The organism is Fodinicola acaciae (assembly GCF_010993745.1).
Classification (GTDB): domain Bacteria; phylum Actinomycetota; class Actinomycetes; order Mycobacteriales; family HKI-0501; genus Fodinicola; species Fodinicola acaciae.
This window is the reverse complement of the sequence record NZ_WOTN01000003.1, coordinates 972,180-987,849: the sequence shown is the minus strand read 5'-3', so window position 1 is coordinate 987,849 and position 15,670 is coordinate 972,180. Positions and strand designations below refer to the sequence as shown.

General features: G+C 64.1%; 18 protein-coding genes. 14 read left to right on the top strand and 4 right to left on the bottom strand.

What is annotated here, in order from left to right; all coding sequences use genetic code 11:
* Nucleotides 1-18: 18 nt before the first annotated feature.
* The 14 genes from GNX95_RS30930 to GNX95_RS30865 all read left to right on the top strand — a co-directional run bounded on the left by GNX95_RS30930 (nt 19) and on the right by GNX95_RS30865 (nt 12,698).
* Nucleotides 19-1,404: a type IV secretory system conjugative DNA transfer family protein gene (locus GNX95_RS30930; RefSeq protein ID WP_163511214.1), complete on the top strand. Its 1,386-nt coding sequence runs from the start codon at nt 19-21 to the stop codon at nt 1,402-1,404.
* A gap of 566 nt (nt 1,405-1,970) precedes the next feature.
* Entirely contained in the window at nt 1,971-2,774 is an 804-nt protein-coding gene (locus GNX95_RS30925) for a hypothetical protein (RefSeq protein ID WP_163511213.1), read from the top strand.
* Nucleotides 2,775-2,838: 64 nt separating this feature from the next.
* The gene (locus GNX95_RS30920) at nt 2,839-3,384 is read left to right on the top strand and encodes an antirestriction protein ArdA (protein WP_163511212.1); all 546 of its coding nucleotides are present in this window, start codon (nt 2,839-2,841) and stop codon (nt 3,382-3,384) included.
* Nucleotides 3,385-3,426: 42 nt separating this feature from the next.
* A complete protein-coding gene (locus GNX95_RS30915; RefSeq protein WP_163511211.1) occupies nt 3,427-3,690 on the top strand; it encodes a hypothetical protein in 264 nt (87 codons plus the stop codon).
* 114 nt (nt 3,691-3,804) lie between these two features.
* The gene (locus GNX95_RS30910; protein ID WP_163511210.1) at nt 3,805-4,638 is read left to right on the top strand and encodes a hypothetical protein; all 834 of its coding nucleotides are present in this window, start codon (nt 3,805-3,807) and stop codon (nt 4,636-4,638) included.
* A 128-nt stretch (nt 4,639-4,766) separates the two neighbouring features.
* Nucleotides 4,767-4,994 (top strand): hypothetical protein, encoded by a 228-nt coding sequence (locus tag GNX95_RS30905; RefSeq protein ID WP_163511209.1) that lies wholly within the window; start codon nt 4,767-4,769, stop codon nt 4,992-4,994.
* Between the two features lie 61 nt (nt 4,995-5,055).
* Nucleotides 5,056-5,358, top strand: a complete 303-nt coding sequence (locus GNX95_RS30900) for a hypothetical protein (RefSeq protein ID WP_163511208.1) — start codon at nt 5,056-5,058, stop codon at nt 5,356-5,358.
* A gap of 320 nt (nt 5,359-5,678) precedes the next feature.
* Entirely contained in the window at nt 5,679-6,107 is a 429-nt protein-coding gene (locus tag GNX95_RS30895) for a hypothetical protein (RefSeq protein WP_163511207.1), read from the top strand.
* 362 nt (nt 6,108-6,469) lie between these two features.
* A complete protein-coding gene (locus tag GNX95_RS30890; protein WP_163511206.1) occupies nt 6,470-7,318 on the top strand; it encodes a replication-relaxation family protein in 849 nt (282 codons plus the stop codon).
* A 608-nt stretch (nt 7,319-7,926) separates the two neighbouring features.
* A complete protein-coding gene (locus tag GNX95_RS30885) occupies nt 7,927-8,877 on the top strand; it encodes a hypothetical protein (protein WP_163511205.1) in 951 nt (316 codons plus the stop codon).
* A 275-nt stretch (nt 8,878-9,152) separates the two neighbouring features.
* Nucleotides 9,153-9,650 carry a hypothetical protein gene (locus tag GNX95_RS30880; protein WP_163511204.1) on the top strand — a complete coding sequence of 166 codons (498 nt, stop codon included), beginning with the start codon at nt 9,153-9,155 and terminating at the stop codon, nt 9,648-9,650.
* Between the two features lie 55 nt (nt 9,651-9,705).
* On the top strand, nt 9,706-11,259 hold the full coding sequence (locus tag GNX95_RS30875) for a DUF3560 domain-containing protein (RefSeq protein ID WP_163511203.1): 1,554 nt from the start codon (nt 9,706-9,708) through the stop codon (nt 11,257-11,259).
* 141 nt (nt 11,260-11,400) lie between these two features.
* Nucleotides 11,401-11,745 carry a class I SAM-dependent methyltransferase gene (locus GNX95_RS30870; protein ID WP_163511202.1) on the top strand — a complete coding sequence of 115 codons (345 nt, stop codon included), beginning with the start codon at nt 11,401-11,403 and terminating at the stop codon, nt 11,743-11,745.
* A complete protein-coding gene (locus GNX95_RS30865) occupies nt 11,727-12,698 on the top strand; it encodes a thiopeptide-type bacteriocin biosynthesis protein (RefSeq protein ID WP_163511201.1) in 972 nt (323 codons plus the stop codon). The genes GNX95_RS30870 and GNX95_RS30865 overlap by 19 nt, the downstream gene beginning before the upstream one ends.
* Before the next feature lie 89 nt (nt 12,699-12,787).
* Here the strand turns inward: GNX95_RS30865 and GNX95_RS30860 are convergent, their stop codons facing one another.
* The 4 genes from GNX95_RS30860 to GNX95_RS30845 all read right to left on the bottom strand — a co-directional run bounded on the left by GNX95_RS30860 (nt 12,788) and on the right by GNX95_RS30845 (nt 15,215).
* Entirely contained in the window at nt 12,788-13,669 is an 882-nt protein-coding gene (locus GNX95_RS30860; protein WP_163511200.1) for a hypothetical protein, read from the bottom strand.
* A 281-nt stretch (nt 13,670-13,950) separates the two neighbouring features.
* Entirely contained in the window at nt 13,951-14,430 is a 480-nt protein-coding gene (locus GNX95_RS30855) for a DDE-type integrase/transposase/recombinase (protein WP_163511199.1), read from the bottom strand.
* A gap of 15 nt (nt 14,431-14,445) precedes the next feature.
* Nucleotides 14,446-14,865: an IS3 family transposase gene (locus tag GNX95_RS30850; RefSeq protein ID WP_163511198.1), complete on the bottom strand. Its 420-nt coding sequence runs from the start codon at nt 14,863-14,865 to the stop codon at nt 14,446-14,448.
* A gap of 62 nt (nt 14,866-14,927) precedes the next feature.
* On the bottom strand, nt 14,928-15,215 hold the full coding sequence (locus GNX95_RS30845) for a transposase (protein WP_163511197.1): 288 nt from the start codon (nt 15,213-15,215) through the stop codon (nt 14,928-14,930).
* Nucleotides 15,216-15,670: the final 455 nt, after the last annotated feature.

The window sequence follows — 15,670 nt, the reverse complement described above, 5'->3', positions numbered from 1 at the left end:
CGAGGTCCAGCTGGGAAAGTGCTCGGCCACACCACGATCGGCCGCCGCGTGGCGGCCGGGATCTCGCAGGCCGATGCCCGTCATCACCTCCACGTCCTGGGCCCGACTGGCGTCGGAAAGTCCACGCTGCTAGCGAATCTGGCCCTGCAAGAGGCTGACGCTGGCCGCGGAATCGCCGTGCTGGACCCAAAAGGGGACCTGGTGCGCGACATTTTGGATCGCCTGCCGGCCTCCTGCGGGGACCGGCTGGTGCTGATCGACCCGGACGACGAGGCCGCGCTGCCGGCTATCAACCTGCTCGACCTGACAGTGGCGGGCGGATCGGCGTACCGGGCCGCCGGCGCGACGACCGCCGTGATGGCCAAACTCTGGCACCGCTGGTGGGGCCACCGCTCCGGCGACATCGCCTACCACGCCGCCCTGACGCTCGCCCACGCCGACGGCGGCACCCTCGGCCAGATGTCCCGGCTGCTGTCCGACCACGTCTGGCGACGCGGTCAGGTCCGGGCCGTCCGCACCCGTCTCGGCCCGCGCGAGAGCACCCTCGGCGAATTCTGGAACATGTGGGACCAGCTCCCGCCCGGAGCGCGGTTGACGCTCGCCGCGCCGCTTCAGGCCAAACTCCGCGCTGTCCTTGGCCACCCCCTGCCGGCCGGACTGTTCGGGCTCCCGCGTACGACGTTCTCCTTCGACGAGATCCTGGATGGTGGCATCCTGCTCGCGCGCCTACCGACCGACGACATCGGCGCCGACACCGCCCGTCTAGTCGGCTCGATGCTGCTGACCGGTCTGCTGCAGGCCGCCGGCGGCCGGGCGCGACAATCCGAATCCGCTCGGCTGGACGCGACCCTGATCCTGGACGAGGCGCAAAATTTCCTGCACTTACCCATCGGCGTGGACGACGCGCTCGCACAAATGCGCGGATTCCACGTGTCCCTCGTCATCGCCCACCAATTGATCGACCAATTCACCGAGAATATGCAAGCAGCGGTAGACGGAAACGCGCGCAACAAGATATTCTTCACTCTGGAACAGAAAGACGCCGCCGAAATGGCGAGGCACGTTCGGCCATTCCTGGACGAGATTGATCTGCGACGAATGGACGCGTACACGATCGCATTACGCGCGATCGCGCACGCACGGCCATTACCACCGGTCACGCTGCGTACGTTGCCGCCGATCCCGCCAGTGCCCGGACGCGCCGAGCAGCTGCGAAAAACGGCGCGTGAAAGGACCGGGATTTCCCCCTCGGAACGGGAACGTCTCTACGTACCGTTGGCTGCAAATCTGCTTGCGGTCGACGATCTCTCAGACGACCCCAACGCCGCGTCCGCGACCCTGGACCCCATGAATGATATGAACGGTCTACTGGGCGGATGGGACGGCGACTTCACCAGCTGGTAAACCCGCTCATTCAGTGGCGCGTTGGGTAGCTCACTGGGTAGCCACGGAACACGCTACCCGCTCACTCGTATTTCCCCAGGTCACCGGCCGCGTACAGCGCGGGCGGCTGCCCTGACTGGTCTACGACCAGACGGGAACGAAGCCCGCGGCGCGGTGTGAAACCCGTTCACGGACGGGTTTCATCCCCACGCTGCAGACTCCGTTCCCGTCCGCTCATCGCCCACGCTTGCGGCACTCCTACATCTGCGCCGGCGCGTCCGGCCGGCTAGCCCGCAGCCTGGTTCGCGCCGGCGGGGATGGATCCATTCGTGTGCGCGGACGCTCAAAATAGGAATCCCGCGCGAGCGTGATTCCATTTTACGACGACTGCGTGACAGTGCCAAGGCGTTCCGCCGCGAATTGTTTTCCATTACGCTGAGCCAAGGGTCATGGCACAAAATTACGAGCCGGAAAGTCTTGGCACCTGGTTTTGAGGTCGGTAGCTTTTTCATTGTTCGAGCGACCGGAAACCGCAAATGACGGTCGCTCGACAATCACCCACCTACCCGGAACCCTGGGAGACTCGTATGTCTACCGATCTCCACTTCCCGCAAGTGGAACAGTTCAGCATCACCGTGGACAGCGCCGACACCGTGCGCGCCGTACTGGAAGCATTCGAAACGGACGCAGACGCGAGCGCGGCATTTTCCGAAGTCCTGGAGTGCTACCCCACGGACTCGCTGTTTATTCTCCCGCTCCTGCATCGGATCCAGCTGGAAGACTTCGAACCGTGGAACACCGACCTTCCATCGGTCGGCAAGTATCCCGACCGTGGGTCGCGACTGTTCGAGCTGGAGAAGCTCGGCATCCTCACGGATGTGCGTACGGAGTGGTACGAAACGTCAAACGACACGTATTTGTCGGACGGTCGGGCGTTGACCATCGTTCGGGTTCCACAGACAGTGATCCCGGTCGAGGTGCGATACACCATGCCGGACTACATCAAACCGTCCGGATGGACGTACGCGTCCAGCTGGCGGATCACCGAACAACTCGACCCTGTCCCTGCGGGGTGGTACCTCATCGGTGAGGAAGGCGACTACCGGATGCGCACCGTCGGAGTCTCCTGTCTTGGAAACGTAAACGGCATCAGTGACGATTTTGGTTGCCATGCCGCAGAAGTCGAGGGCTTCCTTGCGTCGCACTGTATGGCCGAATGCGACACGTGCGGCATGCGGTGGGCAGCTGAATCTGGATCCTGGCACTTCGTGCCTGACTGGGGATACGATGCCGCGCCCTGGGACTTCGATGACGCCGACGGTTTCGACGTTGACGACTGCATCACGTGTCCGCACTGCAGCACCGGCCGGGTCGGCTTCCTGATCAGCTAACCGGAGTAGCGACCTGACCCCGTCTGACCATTCCGCCGTATCGACTCTTTTGCAGGTGTTGACAATGTCCGCTGATAGCCCGCAGATCTACGTTGCCGATCTTGCCGCCTACGTCGCCGGCCGACTGCGTGGCGTCTGGATTGACGCCACACAGGATCCGGAAGACATCCACCTTGAAATCAAGTCCATGCTTGCCGACGAAGACACCGGCGGCAACGTCCGGCGAGAAGAGTACGCCATCCACGATTACGAGGGATTCGGACCGGTCACCCTCGGCGAGTATGAAGACATCGCGACCGTAGCGGGCATAGCGCGCGGCATCGCCGAACACGGCCCGGCGTTCGCCGCATGGGTCACCACCCGCGACCGCATCAACCTCGAGGACGACCTCGACTCATTCCAAGACGCGTACCTCGGCACCTTCGACAGCGTCAAAGACTACGCCGAAACCCTCGCCGATGACATGGGTTGGTACGCGGCAATGGCTGATGCCGGAATCTCAGAAAGCTACCTGGACGTAGCCGCGTTCGCGCGCGACTTGGAACTCGGTGGCGACATTACCACCGTCGAATGTGACGGCAGCCTGCACATTTTCGACCCGCGACTGTGAGAGCGCCACCCAAAACGAAATTCGACCACTGAGGAATATGCGATGACTACCAACATCCCGGAAACAGCCAGCACTCACGACACGATCATCGGCTTCTACGCCGGACTTCGCAGCGGCGCACGTACTGCGCTCTTGGCTGGTCCGTATGAGACGTACGACGAGGCCGCGGCCGTTCTCGACCAGGCGATCACCGCTGCTGAAGCAATCAACAGCTACGCGCCGATGTACGACCGAGGGGTCGTCAGAGTCCAGCCGCGACCTGGCCACAGCCTTCCGGCTGGAAAGCTGAACGACCGGCTCAGCTAGTCCCGGCCAGGCCAGAGAGCGCCACCCCGCAGTGCTCCCTCGCGTAATCGCCACGTCAAGGCGGGCGCCCAATGATTTTCAGGTGCGCCCGCCTCAACCAGAAACGAGACGATGATGTATCGATCGATTCACCGACCGATTGCCGCGCCAGATCGGCTTTATGTCGATGCCGCCGCAACACTTCGGCACACCTTGAAGAAGATCGGCCGGACCGACACGGCTGCCGCGCAAGCGATGCGAGCCGTTCTGACGTGGGACGCGCCCGGGCATTGGCTGTTCCTCGTCGTGGACCCGACGCCAGGCGCGTCGCTTAAACAGTTGCTCACAGGTGAGAAAGCCCCCGGTTGTCTCGTGCCTCTTCAAGAGACCGGGCCGTTCCAGCGGCGGATCCGGACGATGCGGCTTGATTGTCAAGCCTGTACGTACGAGTGGCTATGGCACGACGATGGCCGCAGCTACGCATCCGACCATCGAGCCCTTACCTTGTTCACGGTCGCCCGGCCGATTCTGCCGGTCGAGATGCGTCAACCCAAGCGGGACCATCATTATGACGTACCGTTTATCGCCGATCCATCGCGTGTCACCGGCACGCTCCCGATCGTCCGGACCGGACTGTACGTCCTTGCTGAAGTCGGCGAATTCAACGGCACAGCGACCCCACTCACGGTCGCCGAGGTGGACCCCTCACCGGCCGGCCATCCGCCCGAGTCTTGGTATCAAGACAAGGTCGAACAGGTGCGTGGCCTGGACGCTTCCACGTGTCGCGCGACCTGCACTAGTTGTGGCCGACGATGGATTGGCATCGGAGGCCAGTCCCGATTCGTACCGCACAACCGAAAGGCCGAGAAGGACTGGTACTACCAGGACGCCATGCATTATTTTCGCGGAGACGGCACGATCGCCTGTCCAGAGTGCGCCACCGGTCGGGTTCGTTTCTGGATCACATAAACGGGAGGTCGCCGTATTTGCTCGAGAGCGCCACCCTCGGTGCGGAGTATGAGGACGAGTAGCAAGGCACTTCTAAATCACGACTAGACCGAGAGTTGAAAATGAGCCAAGACGAGTACGGTCCCGCAATGCGCGGTTATCGCGAGTGGTTAGGCGATGACAAGCCTGGCAAAGAAGAACGTCGCGAGGAGCTTAAGGCGATGCAGAGCGACTACGGCGCCGTGTGCGACGACGTACGCGCATTGGTCCACTTCGTCCGTGATTTGCATGATGAACTGCACACAGGGCCGTTCAAGTTCTGCGAATACGCGCACTGCCAGTACGCCGCGGAAAAGGCCGAGGAATACGCCGCCTGACCTCTTGCGTGGCCCCTCGCTTTGCGGGTGGTCGCGTTGGATGCCAGACAGGAGACCGAACATGCCGTACCACACGGAACCGTTAAACGCCACCGAGACCCGGGTCAGGGCTGGCACCGGAAAGGCGCTCGGCAAGGTGCAAGAGATGACGGCGTCGAAACTGTTCGTGGCGATGGTCGACAACCACGACACGACCGGGATCTCGTACACCGTGGTCGGGAACTACGCGACCCACGAGGAAGCCGTCAACGCCATTGCGACCGCATGCGGGATCAACCTGGGCTGGGTGACCGGATTCCCGGGTCGGGTCCGCCTCAACACCGTGACCGGTCAGCTTGGATCGGTCGCCGGATGCGATTACTGAGGTGGACGCCGCCCAGATCGCATTGGATGGCAGACAAGGCTCACGGAAAGGCTGGCAAATGCCGACCGACACTGACACACACCAAGACTGCTCTGACGCCTGCAACGAGCGTTATCGAGCGGCACACGGAAAACCGTCTGACTACGACTACAGCGGCCCCATGTGCGGCGGCGCGCTAGGCCATGGCCACGAGTGCAACGTCTGGTGGCTCCGACCGGGGGCGCGGTGGCGTAACGGATTGGCCCACACGGCACCTTGACCGCTTACATCATCGCCCGCATACGTGGGTGGTGGTGTTGGCAGCCAGAAAGGAGCGAACCATGAACGTCACGCGGCAGGAACTGCTCTGCGACTCCGACGACGGCACCTACGGTGTCTGCATCGCCAAGTACACCGGCATCGTAAACCGCACGCTCGCCGAGACACGTCGAGACGCGGCAGCGGCCGGCTGGGGGTTCATGCGCGTCTACAAGGGGCGAAACGGCGGTCGGGACTACTGCCCGAAGCATTCCGGGACGACGGTCGTCACGGTGGTCCCCGCTCCGGAACGATCAAAGCCGGAGCCGCGCGCCTTCACGGAAGCGGAGCTGCTCAAGGCGGCGAAGATCCTCCGGGATGAAGACATCAACCCCAAGGTGCAACCGATTATGGGAATAAAGGCCGTGCGGGACCTGTGGGAAACTGAGCGCCTCGGGCTGATCGACGCGCGAGACCTCGTCTTCGCCGTACGTGACCGTGATCGGAATTGACGTCGTGAAGACGATCCGCGAGCGGATGAGCGAGACGGATGGCGTCGAAGTCCGTACGCTGAGTGGATATCGCTGAGAGCGCCACCCTCCTGCACAAAGCAGTCGCGGCGGCATTGGTCTTCCTGTCACCCACCAGCCCGCCATTTTCCGTGGCCGTGGCTCCTATTTCTATGCCCCCATAGAACATCTGCCGATGAGGCAGAATGACAAGGATGCTGAGCCGACTACCCGTCCCGGTAGTCGGCTCTCGGCCGTAACTGGTGCTCGTCTCGGCGCCGTTCCGTCCTCGTTGGTGGCGTCATGTGACCGAAGCGCCGATCGCTGTCCATTTCGATCGTACGTATTGAGGGGAGAGAGACCGAATGCATGAGGATCCGCCGCGGCGGCTGGCTGATGAGCTGATTCGCATTACCGGGCGGGATCGGTGGCTGCTGGGTGTGCTGGACGAACATCGCACACTCACCACCGAACAGATCACGGCATTGGCGTTTTCGTCATCGCACCGCGCGCGCAAGAGATTGGTTCTGCTGTATCGGCGCGGATTGTTGGATCGATGGCGATACCACGTGCGGCCGGGCTCACAATCCTGGAGGTGGACGCTCGGCCCGTTGGGCGCTGCGTTGGTTGCTCAGACCGCGGGCCGGCCGGTACCAGCGCCGTCGGCTGTACGAGCAGGCACCGATCGGCTGGCCAGCTCGCCGATGATCCATCATTTACTGGGCTGCAACGAATTCTTTGTGCAGCTCGCCGCGTACGCGCGATCCGAACCCGAGGTAACGCTGGTGCGATGGTGGTCGGAACGACGAGCAACCGCGGCGATCGGCGGCGTCGCCCGCCCGGACGGCCACGGCATCTGGTCCGCCGACGGCCATCGCGCGCCGTTCTGGCTTGAGTACGACACTGGCACTGAAAGCATGCGCCAGCTGGCCGACAAGCTGCCCGGTTATCTCCGCCTGGTGGACACGCCGTGGAACTTCCCGGTCTTGTTCCGGCTGCCGTCGCCGACACGAGAGAACACGCTGCATCGCGTATTCAGTGATCGTGTGCCGGACGGGTTGATCGTGGCGACCACGATCGGGAGCCTGAGCGAGGGCGCTGCCGGCGCGGTCTGGAGGATTGTCGACAGCGGCGCCGCTGCCGACACACGTCGGCGGCTCATCGATCTCCCGACCGCGCGGAATACGTCGTTTAAACCTGACCAAGTGGCCTAGCGGTTGCGCCTGAACGGCGTTTCGGAATTGAAAGGCAGCCGGTTCGACTGCGGCGGCGTTGAAGGGGGCGCGGTCGTGATCACGTACCGCTGTGAATTGCACATCGTCGAAGCCAGGAATTCCTTTGTTCGCGCAGGGGTCCGAGACGTCACCGTGTGCAACCAGTGGTGGCACATAATTACCCTCGGTTTCCTCTAGGCACACGGCGTGTGGGTCGGTACGTTTCTTCTCGACGGCGAAACGGGAACCGCAAACCCGCTTCACCGGACACCACCGCAATACCGGAACCACGACATCCCGCCGGCAACGGAATGATCGCCAATCACTCGGCCGGCAGGCTGCGGGTCGCAAGCGCACGAATTTCTCATGCCGCGTACGGCTGACACATTCGCGCCATGCCCATGCAGTCCCGATGTCCCGCATCGGAGAACCCCTGCCCTGACAGGGAAATGCGAGAGCAATGGACGATGCGTCAAGGGTTCGTGGAATCGAGTGCTGCGGTGTGCGAGACCGGCGGTGGCCTGACCACGAGGGGGAGTCAGGCCACCGCCCCTCGATTCCGCCGACCCTGACCGCCTTGGTGCGGTCCTGCGACAAAGGGAGCCCTCGTGGACACCGCACACGCCACCGACGACCCGCACACGTCCGATATCCCCGACACCAATTCGGCACCTCCTGCCCGTCACGATTCCCATCGCGCCGCCGAATGCCGTTCCCAGGCTGGCGACGACACAGGGAAAATCAGGGATCGGTGGGCGGACGCCGGCATCGTCACCGTTGGCCTGACCGCCGGTCTGATGTCCTGGGCCGCGTGGTCGCACCTCGCCGAAATGGTTGGGATGAGAGGCGCGCTGCCGCTGTTCAGTTTTGAGGTGCCGCTGGCCTGGTTGCTGCCCATCGCAGTGGAAGTCTTTCTTGTGACGGCCATCCGCATTTGGCAGCGCCAGCCTCCGCACCCATCGAAAAACGGTGCGGCCTCGACCGAGTCGGCGCCGGATCATGTACGCGGATTCGCCCGCGGGTACGCGCTCGCAGCGATGGCCGCCAGCATCGCGGCGAACGCCGCGTACCACGCTCTTACCTTGCCAGCGGGCTCGGCGGGAATCCTGGATTTGCGGTGGTGGATCGCCATGATCACGGCCGCGCTCCCGCCGCTGATGCTTGCTGGCATCGCTCACCTGCGCGGCCTCGTGACCGCACAGCAGCGCGCCACCGACAGCGCCGACATCAAGGCGGTCGCCACAGACGTGCAGCGCACCGGAACGTCGAGCGATGACGCCGCCGTGGACCCGAACAACCCCGCGACACCGGATGCTGAGGAAAAGATCATCAAGAAGGACCGGATGTCCGTCTTCTTCTGGCGGACCGTCGCGCACGGACGTGTCCCCACAGGTCAGGAGATGGCCGACGACGCTGACGCAGCCGGCAGCCACGCCCGCGCCGTACGCCGCGAACTTCTCATGCAGCTACCCGCCCACCTGCGCCAGCACTCCGACCCCGAGTCCGACCAGACACAGGAGCCCGACCTGGAACCGGTTGGGTACGCCCGCACGGCCTGAACCTCGGACTCCGCCGAGAAGGCTGTATCCGGGACCGCATCAGGACATGAACAAACAGAGGCGAGTCGGAACGCCTGAGGTGGTCGGCAGCCGACGACGGAAACGCCCCGAGGGACGCCGCAAACCGCCGCCGGCCACCTCGACCGCGCGCCCACCCGGCAACCGGAACGGAAAGCCGTTAACGCGCGGTCGTAGCAGCCAGCCTACGAGCCCACCCCGCACGACCTCCACCCCGGCTGCCTCTACTCCGACCACCAAATCCCGTCGATCCTCCGATGGAGGCCGTGATGAGCCACAGAATGGTCGCTGGCCGACTGCTGCTCGACCGTACCGGCCTGGCCGATCGGTTCGGCGTCGTTCCCGGCACCGTCTCCTCCTGGTACGCACGCCGCGACACCACGGGCTTTCCCGAACCGGTCCCGATCGAGGGCGAGGGTCCGCGGCGGTGGTGGGACGCGGTGGCTGCCGACGCCTGGTGGAGCGGCCACCAGGCGGCCAACCGTTCCCGGTTCACGCCAGTCGACCGCAGCGGCGACCCAGACGACCTCCTGGATGCCACCGCCGTCGCTCGCATCCTCCATTACCGAACCCACCGCTGCCTTCCGCCCGGCCTACTTGCGCTTGCTGAACAAGACCACGAACCGACGCCAAACGGCCGGGCCGGTCGGTGCTGGCGGCGCGGCACCGTCTGGGCGTACGCCGACTGGCGCTCCTTTGCCGCCAACGCCGGCCGACCCCGCCGACGACCCCAACACATCCGGCCGGACAGCTGAACAACCGCGCCCATCGACCCGCCAATCCGGAGTATTCCCAGAAAAGAGAAGGCCAATGTCCACCCATCCGCACCGTGACAATGCCTCCGAATCCGCGTCAACGATCGTCATCACCCATACGCACGCCGACGGCACCCTCATCCACGGGTCCAGCAAAGGCGATGGTGTTCTCGAATTGGCCTACCAACACGGATTCACGTATCGACGCTCCGTCGGAATATTCATCCGGGGCAGCCGCGACAAGGACGCCAACCAGCCCGCCATCCAGGGCCTCGCGGACGCGCTGCGCGCCGTAGGCCACCGCGTCGAGATCGAAATCGACAACACGTGGCGGTCGGCAGCCGAACGCGAAGCCGACCGCGCCGCCAGAGTCGACGCCCGCGTCGAGCGGCTGGCCGAGCGCGCGGACCGCGCCGCCTACCGAAGCGCGCGCAGCCACGCGCGTGCCCAAGCGATCGCCGATCTACGTCCCCTCGGCCAGCCAACACAGGTCGGTCACCATTCCGAACGACGATCGCGCCGCGACCAGGAACGTATCAATGCTGGCGACCGTCGCGGCTGGGACGAAGCCGCGTACGCCGCACACTTAAGCCAGCGCGCCGAAGGCGCCGCCGCCAACGAAGCAGCCAAAGCCAGCGGGCCGGCGATCATGCGACGGATCGACAAACTGGAAGCCGAGCAACGCAAAATTCAGCGTTACCGTGATCAATGCGCCGACGGCTCGCCGGGACAGCAAAAAGCGCAGCGGGAGATTGACCGGCTGGCCGACGACATCGGCCACCAGCGGGACAAACTCGCGCAGATGGCCAGCGACGGCACATTCGTTGCCTGGACACCCGCACACTTCACCCCAGGCGACCACGTACGGGTCCTCCATCGCTGGTACGCCGTCACCAGAGTCAACAAGAAAACCCTCAGCCTGAACAGCACCAGCGGGCCCCGCACCGCGCCGATGGACGAGATCACCGGCCGGCGCCGAGATGGCCAACAATGGGACACCCCGCACGGCCAGCCCTGGCCGGTCGAACTGGCCACAAAGGTCGCGGCCTGGCGTCAACTGCACCGCGAGGCCGACTCCCGCAGCAGCGACCACACCGACCTGCTGCGGCACATGCGATACGCCCAACGGCTCGTACACGGCCTGGACCTCACTGCACCGGACGCCGAACTTGCGGCGTTGCACCGCGACCGCCTCGACGTGGACGCACAACGAAGCCTCGCCGCGACCTACCTGGCCGTCTACCGCCGGCTGGAGGCCGGCGAACCCGTTCCCGACATTCGAGTGTCCCTCACGATCGTCGACCTGGACGCGGACTGGCGGATCCCTGCCAGCGAGCCAACCCTGCGGCTGGTCACCGACGTACGCCCGGGCGATCTCATCAAGGGGTCCTGGGAACGTGGCCCACAAGACTCGTACGTCCACCGCTCCATCACCGGACTGGTCGCAGCCGTATCCGAGCCGATCGATCGGCACGAAGCCGGTACCTGGATCACCATCACACTCACAGACGGCGCCGAGTACCCCTTCAAGACCCACCGATGGCTCGCCATCTTCCCCAACTATTCGCCGCACTCGTCCAGCGCGAACGAATCCAGCAAGCCCGTCTGAGTGCGGACCGGCCAGAGGTATCTGGCTCGATGTTGAAAGGCCATCTTTCCTCCAGAGCTGGGGACGGAGCGAAACGCGTCGTAGTCGGACTCCGCAGTCAATTTGATGCTCATTCGGACCACCATGCACGAGGAGTTTTCAATGGGAAAATTGACGCGTCAACAGGAGCGACTACACGCTCAGGCATGCCAATTGATCAACCTCGGCCGGGACCTCACCGAGGACGAACGCACATTCGTCCTCGACAACTGGCAAGAATCATCGACGAGCACCAACGCCTGCGACCGCGCCCACTTCACGCCGGCGGGACTGGCGCGCGACATGTCGATCGAGGTCAGCGGCAACAGAATCATCGATCTGGGCGCCGGCATCGGGCGCCTCGCCTTCCACAATCGCGACCTGTGGAGCCGCTGGCCCAACCCAGCACCCTCCCGCACCAACACGCCGCCTCACACGGGATGGGACGCATGCTTGCTGATCACCTGACCACCCCCACGCCGATCACCACCCTTCACCTCGCAGCGGCGATCCAGGCGATTCTTGCGGGCGCTGACTCCGCTGCGGTCGCGGCCGGTCACGCGCTGGATCCGGCCGAACTCACCGACGCTGTCCACACCTATCAGGCCGCCGGTCTGGCGGCGCTGGAGCGCCGCGCCGAACGCACCTGGTACGACGTTCGTGTCCGCGTCGCGGACTGGTCGACCGCCGAGACCGTCGGTACGGAGACGATCGGTCCATCGCTGGACCGGCTCCGAGCTGCCGGGGCTGTCACAGGATGGTGGTTTCTTCGCAAGCATCCCTGCTGGCGGCTGCGCCTGCTCAGCGCCGATACCGCCGCAGTCAACAAGGTCCTCAATGAGTGGGTGGGTGCCGGTGCGATCGAGCGGTGGTGGCCGACGGTGTACGAAGCAGAGACCGCCGCATTCGGCGGCGCGACAGGAATGCAGACCGTCCACGACCTGTTTTGCGCCGATAGCCTTGGCGTACTGGAATATCTCCGCCAGGACAATCCTGCCCTCGGCCGCCGCGAAATATCCCTCCTGCTGCTTGGCGGGCTCATGCGCACCGCCAACCTCGACACGTTCGAGTGCGCAGACGTATTCGACCGGGTCGCCCACTTGCGTCCCGCACCCACCGACACCGCGCGCGTCAACCGGTTGGCCGACGACGTGTGTCTGCTCCTGTCGATTCCCAACCTGGCCGACAGCGAGCTGCTCGTACCCAGCGGACCGGCCGCGCACGCGGCGTCGTGGCTCGCGTCCTGGCAGACCGCCGGTCGACAGCTTGGCCGCGACGCCGCGGACGGCCGACTCAGCCGCGGCCTACGAGCGATTCTCACCCAAGTGGTGATCTTCCATTGGAACCGACTCGGTTTGTCGGCGCAGAGCCAAGGCATTCTGGCGCGCGCGGCGACCGCTGCACTGCTGCCCCGGAGCTGACCGTGCACGCCACGACCGCATCACCTGCGCTCACCGCCGTACTTCGCCGCTTCCCGCTGCTCGGCCGGCCCCGACCGTTCTGCCCATCGCTACCGCGACGAGTTCACGAGATCGCCGACATAGCCCAAGCCGCTGGACGACCCGGCGCAGACGTATTGGCCGAAGGCACGCACGCCCTGAACAAGGCCGCGCTCATCGCCAGCGACTGCGGTCTGCCCGATCTGGCTCGTCGCCTGTGCTGGCAACACATCAACCTCTATCGCGCCGGCGCACACCCGCTCACCGTCCTCCAGGCCCGCCATATGCTCGAACCCGTACTCAACCTGGCTCGGCTCCAGCTTCGAGCTCACCACGCAGACCACGCCCTCCAGCTTCTCACCGAGATGTACCGGGCAGTCAGATCGAACGCCGACGCGGTCGTCGATGAACAGATCCTGCCGCTGGCTGATCTCGCGGGCACCCGCGCTGAGCATCACAAGCTCCGTGAATGGGTGTGGCTGCACCTTGTCGGCGACGGCGTCCGAGCCTTGGCGCTCGCCGGACGTTGGGACGATGCGGTCAGCCACGCCGACGCTCATCGCGGAATAGGCACGCACCTCATGGAGGGCCGGCAGGCTACCATCCTTGCTCGGTGCATCAAGGGCGACCTTGCGGGCGCGCGGGCGGCACTCGCCGACAGCACTCCACTGCAGCCGTGGGAAATCCAGGTCGCCTCCTGCCTCACGGTCATATGCGCTGATCCGGATAACGTGGCGAGGTATCCCGCTATCAACGCGATGGTCACGAGATTCGTCGAGCGTCAACCCGAGCCTGGCTACGCCTTCTTCCGCGCCCAACTCGGAATATCGGTAGCGACGCTCGCCGCGACAGTCGACACTAAGGCAGCCGACCAGGTGCTCACCCAGGTCACCGAGGAGACGATCCAGTCGGGCGATGGGTACGCGGCTCGAGAGATATTGCGACGCCAGCACGGGCGATTCCCGCTGCCTGATCGGCAGTGTGCAGTCCTCGCCCGAATCGTACGTGCCTCCGGCCTGGGGTCAGGAAGATTGCGCCAACCATTTCGGCAGCGCCTCTTCGACTCAACATCGGCCGCAGTCCAAGCGCTCGGTGCGTGGCTCCGCCACCCCGAGGGGCATACGCGAACTGAATCGGTCGAATAATCGACCCGCGTTTTATAGTTATCACTCGAACTTAGGTATTGCCCGCACCAATCGCTGACCAGGACGATAGACAACGGATCTGAGGCTGCCTAAAACAACTGCGTCTGCTCGGCCGCACGCAGATCGACGTCCGTGATCGGCGGTGGTGGACGGAGGCGACGCACACGCGTGGCTAGCTGACGCTTGGGACCGCGGTACACAGGGTCAATTCCGAGCATCTCGACCCGTCGCCGCGCGAAACTGCTCTGCGCCACATTGTCCGGCCTCGGGTGACGTACCGCCAGCCGTCTCGCCGGCGGGTCGTTGAGATAAACCGCCCACGGACAGCCGGTTACGTGTGGACAGTCATCAATATTTTTCAACGTTGCCCAGAAAGATTCCGCGGCCGCGTTGTCGTAGCAGATCCCGGTCTTTCCGACCGAGTTTCGGACACCATTCTTCTGGCAGAAGTCGACGAATTCTCGGCTGGTGTACTGACTGCCGCGGTCGGCGTGGAATATCACTCCGTCCGGTGGCTGTCGCTGCGCGATCGCCATCGCCAGGGCGGCCGTGACCAGCTCGGTACGCATGTGGTTCTCGATCGCCTAGCCGACCACCTTGCGGGAGTATCCGTCGATCACCGAGGCGATGTAGGCCCACCCGTTCCAGGTCTTGACGTAGGTGATGTCGCCGTACCACACCATGTCCGGCGCCGCCGGGCTGAACTGGCGTCCGACCAGGTCAACCAGGGTGCTCGGCTCAGCTGCCTGCACGGTTGTCCGCCGGTGCGGCCGCGGATGCATAGATTTGAGCCCCGGCTTGCGCATCAGCCGCCGTACCCGCTTGCGGGAGATCCGCACATCGGCGCGCGCCAGTTCGGCGTGGATGCGCCGGATCCCGTACCGGCGCTTATGCAGCGCAAACAGCACCGTGATCCTCGTTTCCAGCACCGAGTCGTCCCGGTCCCGCTTCGACGGGCGACGCTTGCGCCACTTGTAGTAACCCGCCCGGGACACTTCGAGCATCCGGCACATCTAATCCACCGGAAACGCTTTCTCGTAGGCCTGATCCGCGATGAACTCGAACTTCACCTGTTTTCCTTCGCGAACCAGGCCGCCGCTTTTTTCAGGAAAGCGTTATCCATCTGCAACTGAGCGGTCTCCTTGCGGAGCTTCTCCAACTCCGCACGCTCAGAAACCGACAACGGTTTATCCGGCACCTCACCCTGCTCTTTCGCCTTGGCCACCCAATTAGCCAACGTATTCTCATGAACACCAAGACTCCGAGCAACATCCGACACGGCACGCCCCGAATCAGTAACCAAAGCCACAGCCTCAGCCCGATACTCCGGAGTGAACTTCCGCCGAGTCCCCATTCCCATCCTCCCGATCACGACCAGTGAACATCAAGATCACTGTCAACGGAAGCGGGGCCCCTCCAGTCCCTCGGCCTCCGGAATTCCGGATGCGTTGCAGTTCGTACAGTCTCCGTTGAGAAGAACGGCGGAATTCAGGGTGTGGCCGGGCGCGTCCGAAAGGTCGACGGTGACTCTCAGCGTTCCGCCCGGGAAATGAACACCGAGATTGTTGTTGGGGCGAGGAGTCTGGCAAGGAGTGCTTCTCGGCGCATGGCAGGTGATGCTGGTACTTCCGGCCTGAGCGGCAGACGGTACGAGCACGACGGCGGAGGCCAGCGCCATTGCGGCGCCCACCATGGTGGACTTGGACATGTGTACTTCAGTTCGATAGTGAACAGTAAATACGCCTATTACCACACTGAAAAACTCTGTCACCACACGCGCAGATCAACTACGCGCCGACAAATCTCGCA

Coding starts and splice junctions, on each gene's coding strand:
- GNX95_RS30850 (WP_163511198.1), bottom strand. CDS start 14,865: ATGCTCGAAGTGTCCCGGGCGGGTTACTACAAGTGGCGCAAGCGTCGC.
- GNX95_RS30870 (WP_163511202.1), top strand. CDS start 11,401: ATGGGAAAATTGACGCGTCAACAGGAGCGACTACACGCTCAGGCATGC.
- GNX95_RS30880 (WP_163511204.1), top strand. CDS start 9,153: ATGGAGGCCGTGATGAGCCACAGAATGGTCGCTGGCCGACTGCTGCTC.
- GNX95_RS30890 (WP_163511206.1), top strand. CDS start 6,470: ATGCATGAGGATCCGCCGCGGCGGCTGGCTGATGAGCTGATTCGCATT.
- GNX95_RS30845 (WP_163511197.1), bottom strand. CDS start 15,215: ATGGGGACTCGGCGGAAGTTCACTCCGGAGTATCGGGCTGAGGCTGTG.
- GNX95_RS30910 (WP_163511210.1), top strand. CDS start 3,805: ATGTATCGATCGATTCACCGACCGATTGCCGCGCCAGATCGGCTTTAT.
- GNX95_RS30865 (WP_163511201.1), top strand. CDS start 11,727: ATGCTTGCTGATCACCTGACCACCCCCACGCCGATCACCACCCTTCAC.
- GNX95_RS30915 (WP_163511211.1), top strand. CDS start 3,427: ATGACTACCAACATCCCGGAAACAGCCAGCACTCACGACACGATCATC.
- GNX95_RS30895 (WP_163511207.1), top strand. CDS start 5,679: ATGAACGTCACGCGGCAGGAACTGCTCTGCGACTCCGACGACGGCACC.
- GNX95_RS30900 (WP_163511208.1), top strand. CDS start 5,056: ATGCCGTACCACACGGAACCGTTAAACGCCACCGAGACCCGGGTCAGG.
- GNX95_RS30905 (WP_163511209.1), top strand. CDS start 4,767: ATGCGCGGTTATCGCGAGTGGTTAGGCGATGACAAGCCTGGCAAAGAA.
- GNX95_RS30920 (WP_163511212.1), top strand. CDS start 2,839: ATGTCCGCTGATAGCCCGCAGATCTACGTTGCCGATCTTGCCGCCTAC.
- GNX95_RS30875 (WP_163511203.1), top strand. CDS start 9,706: ATGTCCACCCATCCGCACCGTGACAATGCCTCCGAATCCGCGTCAACG.
- GNX95_RS30855 (WP_163511199.1), bottom strand. CDS start 14,430: ATGCGTACCGAGCTGGTCACGGCCGCCCTGGCGATGGCGATCGCGCAG.
- GNX95_RS30925 (WP_163511213.1), top strand. CDS start 1,971: ATGTCTACCGATCTCCACTTCCCGCAAGTGGAACAGTTCAGCATCACC.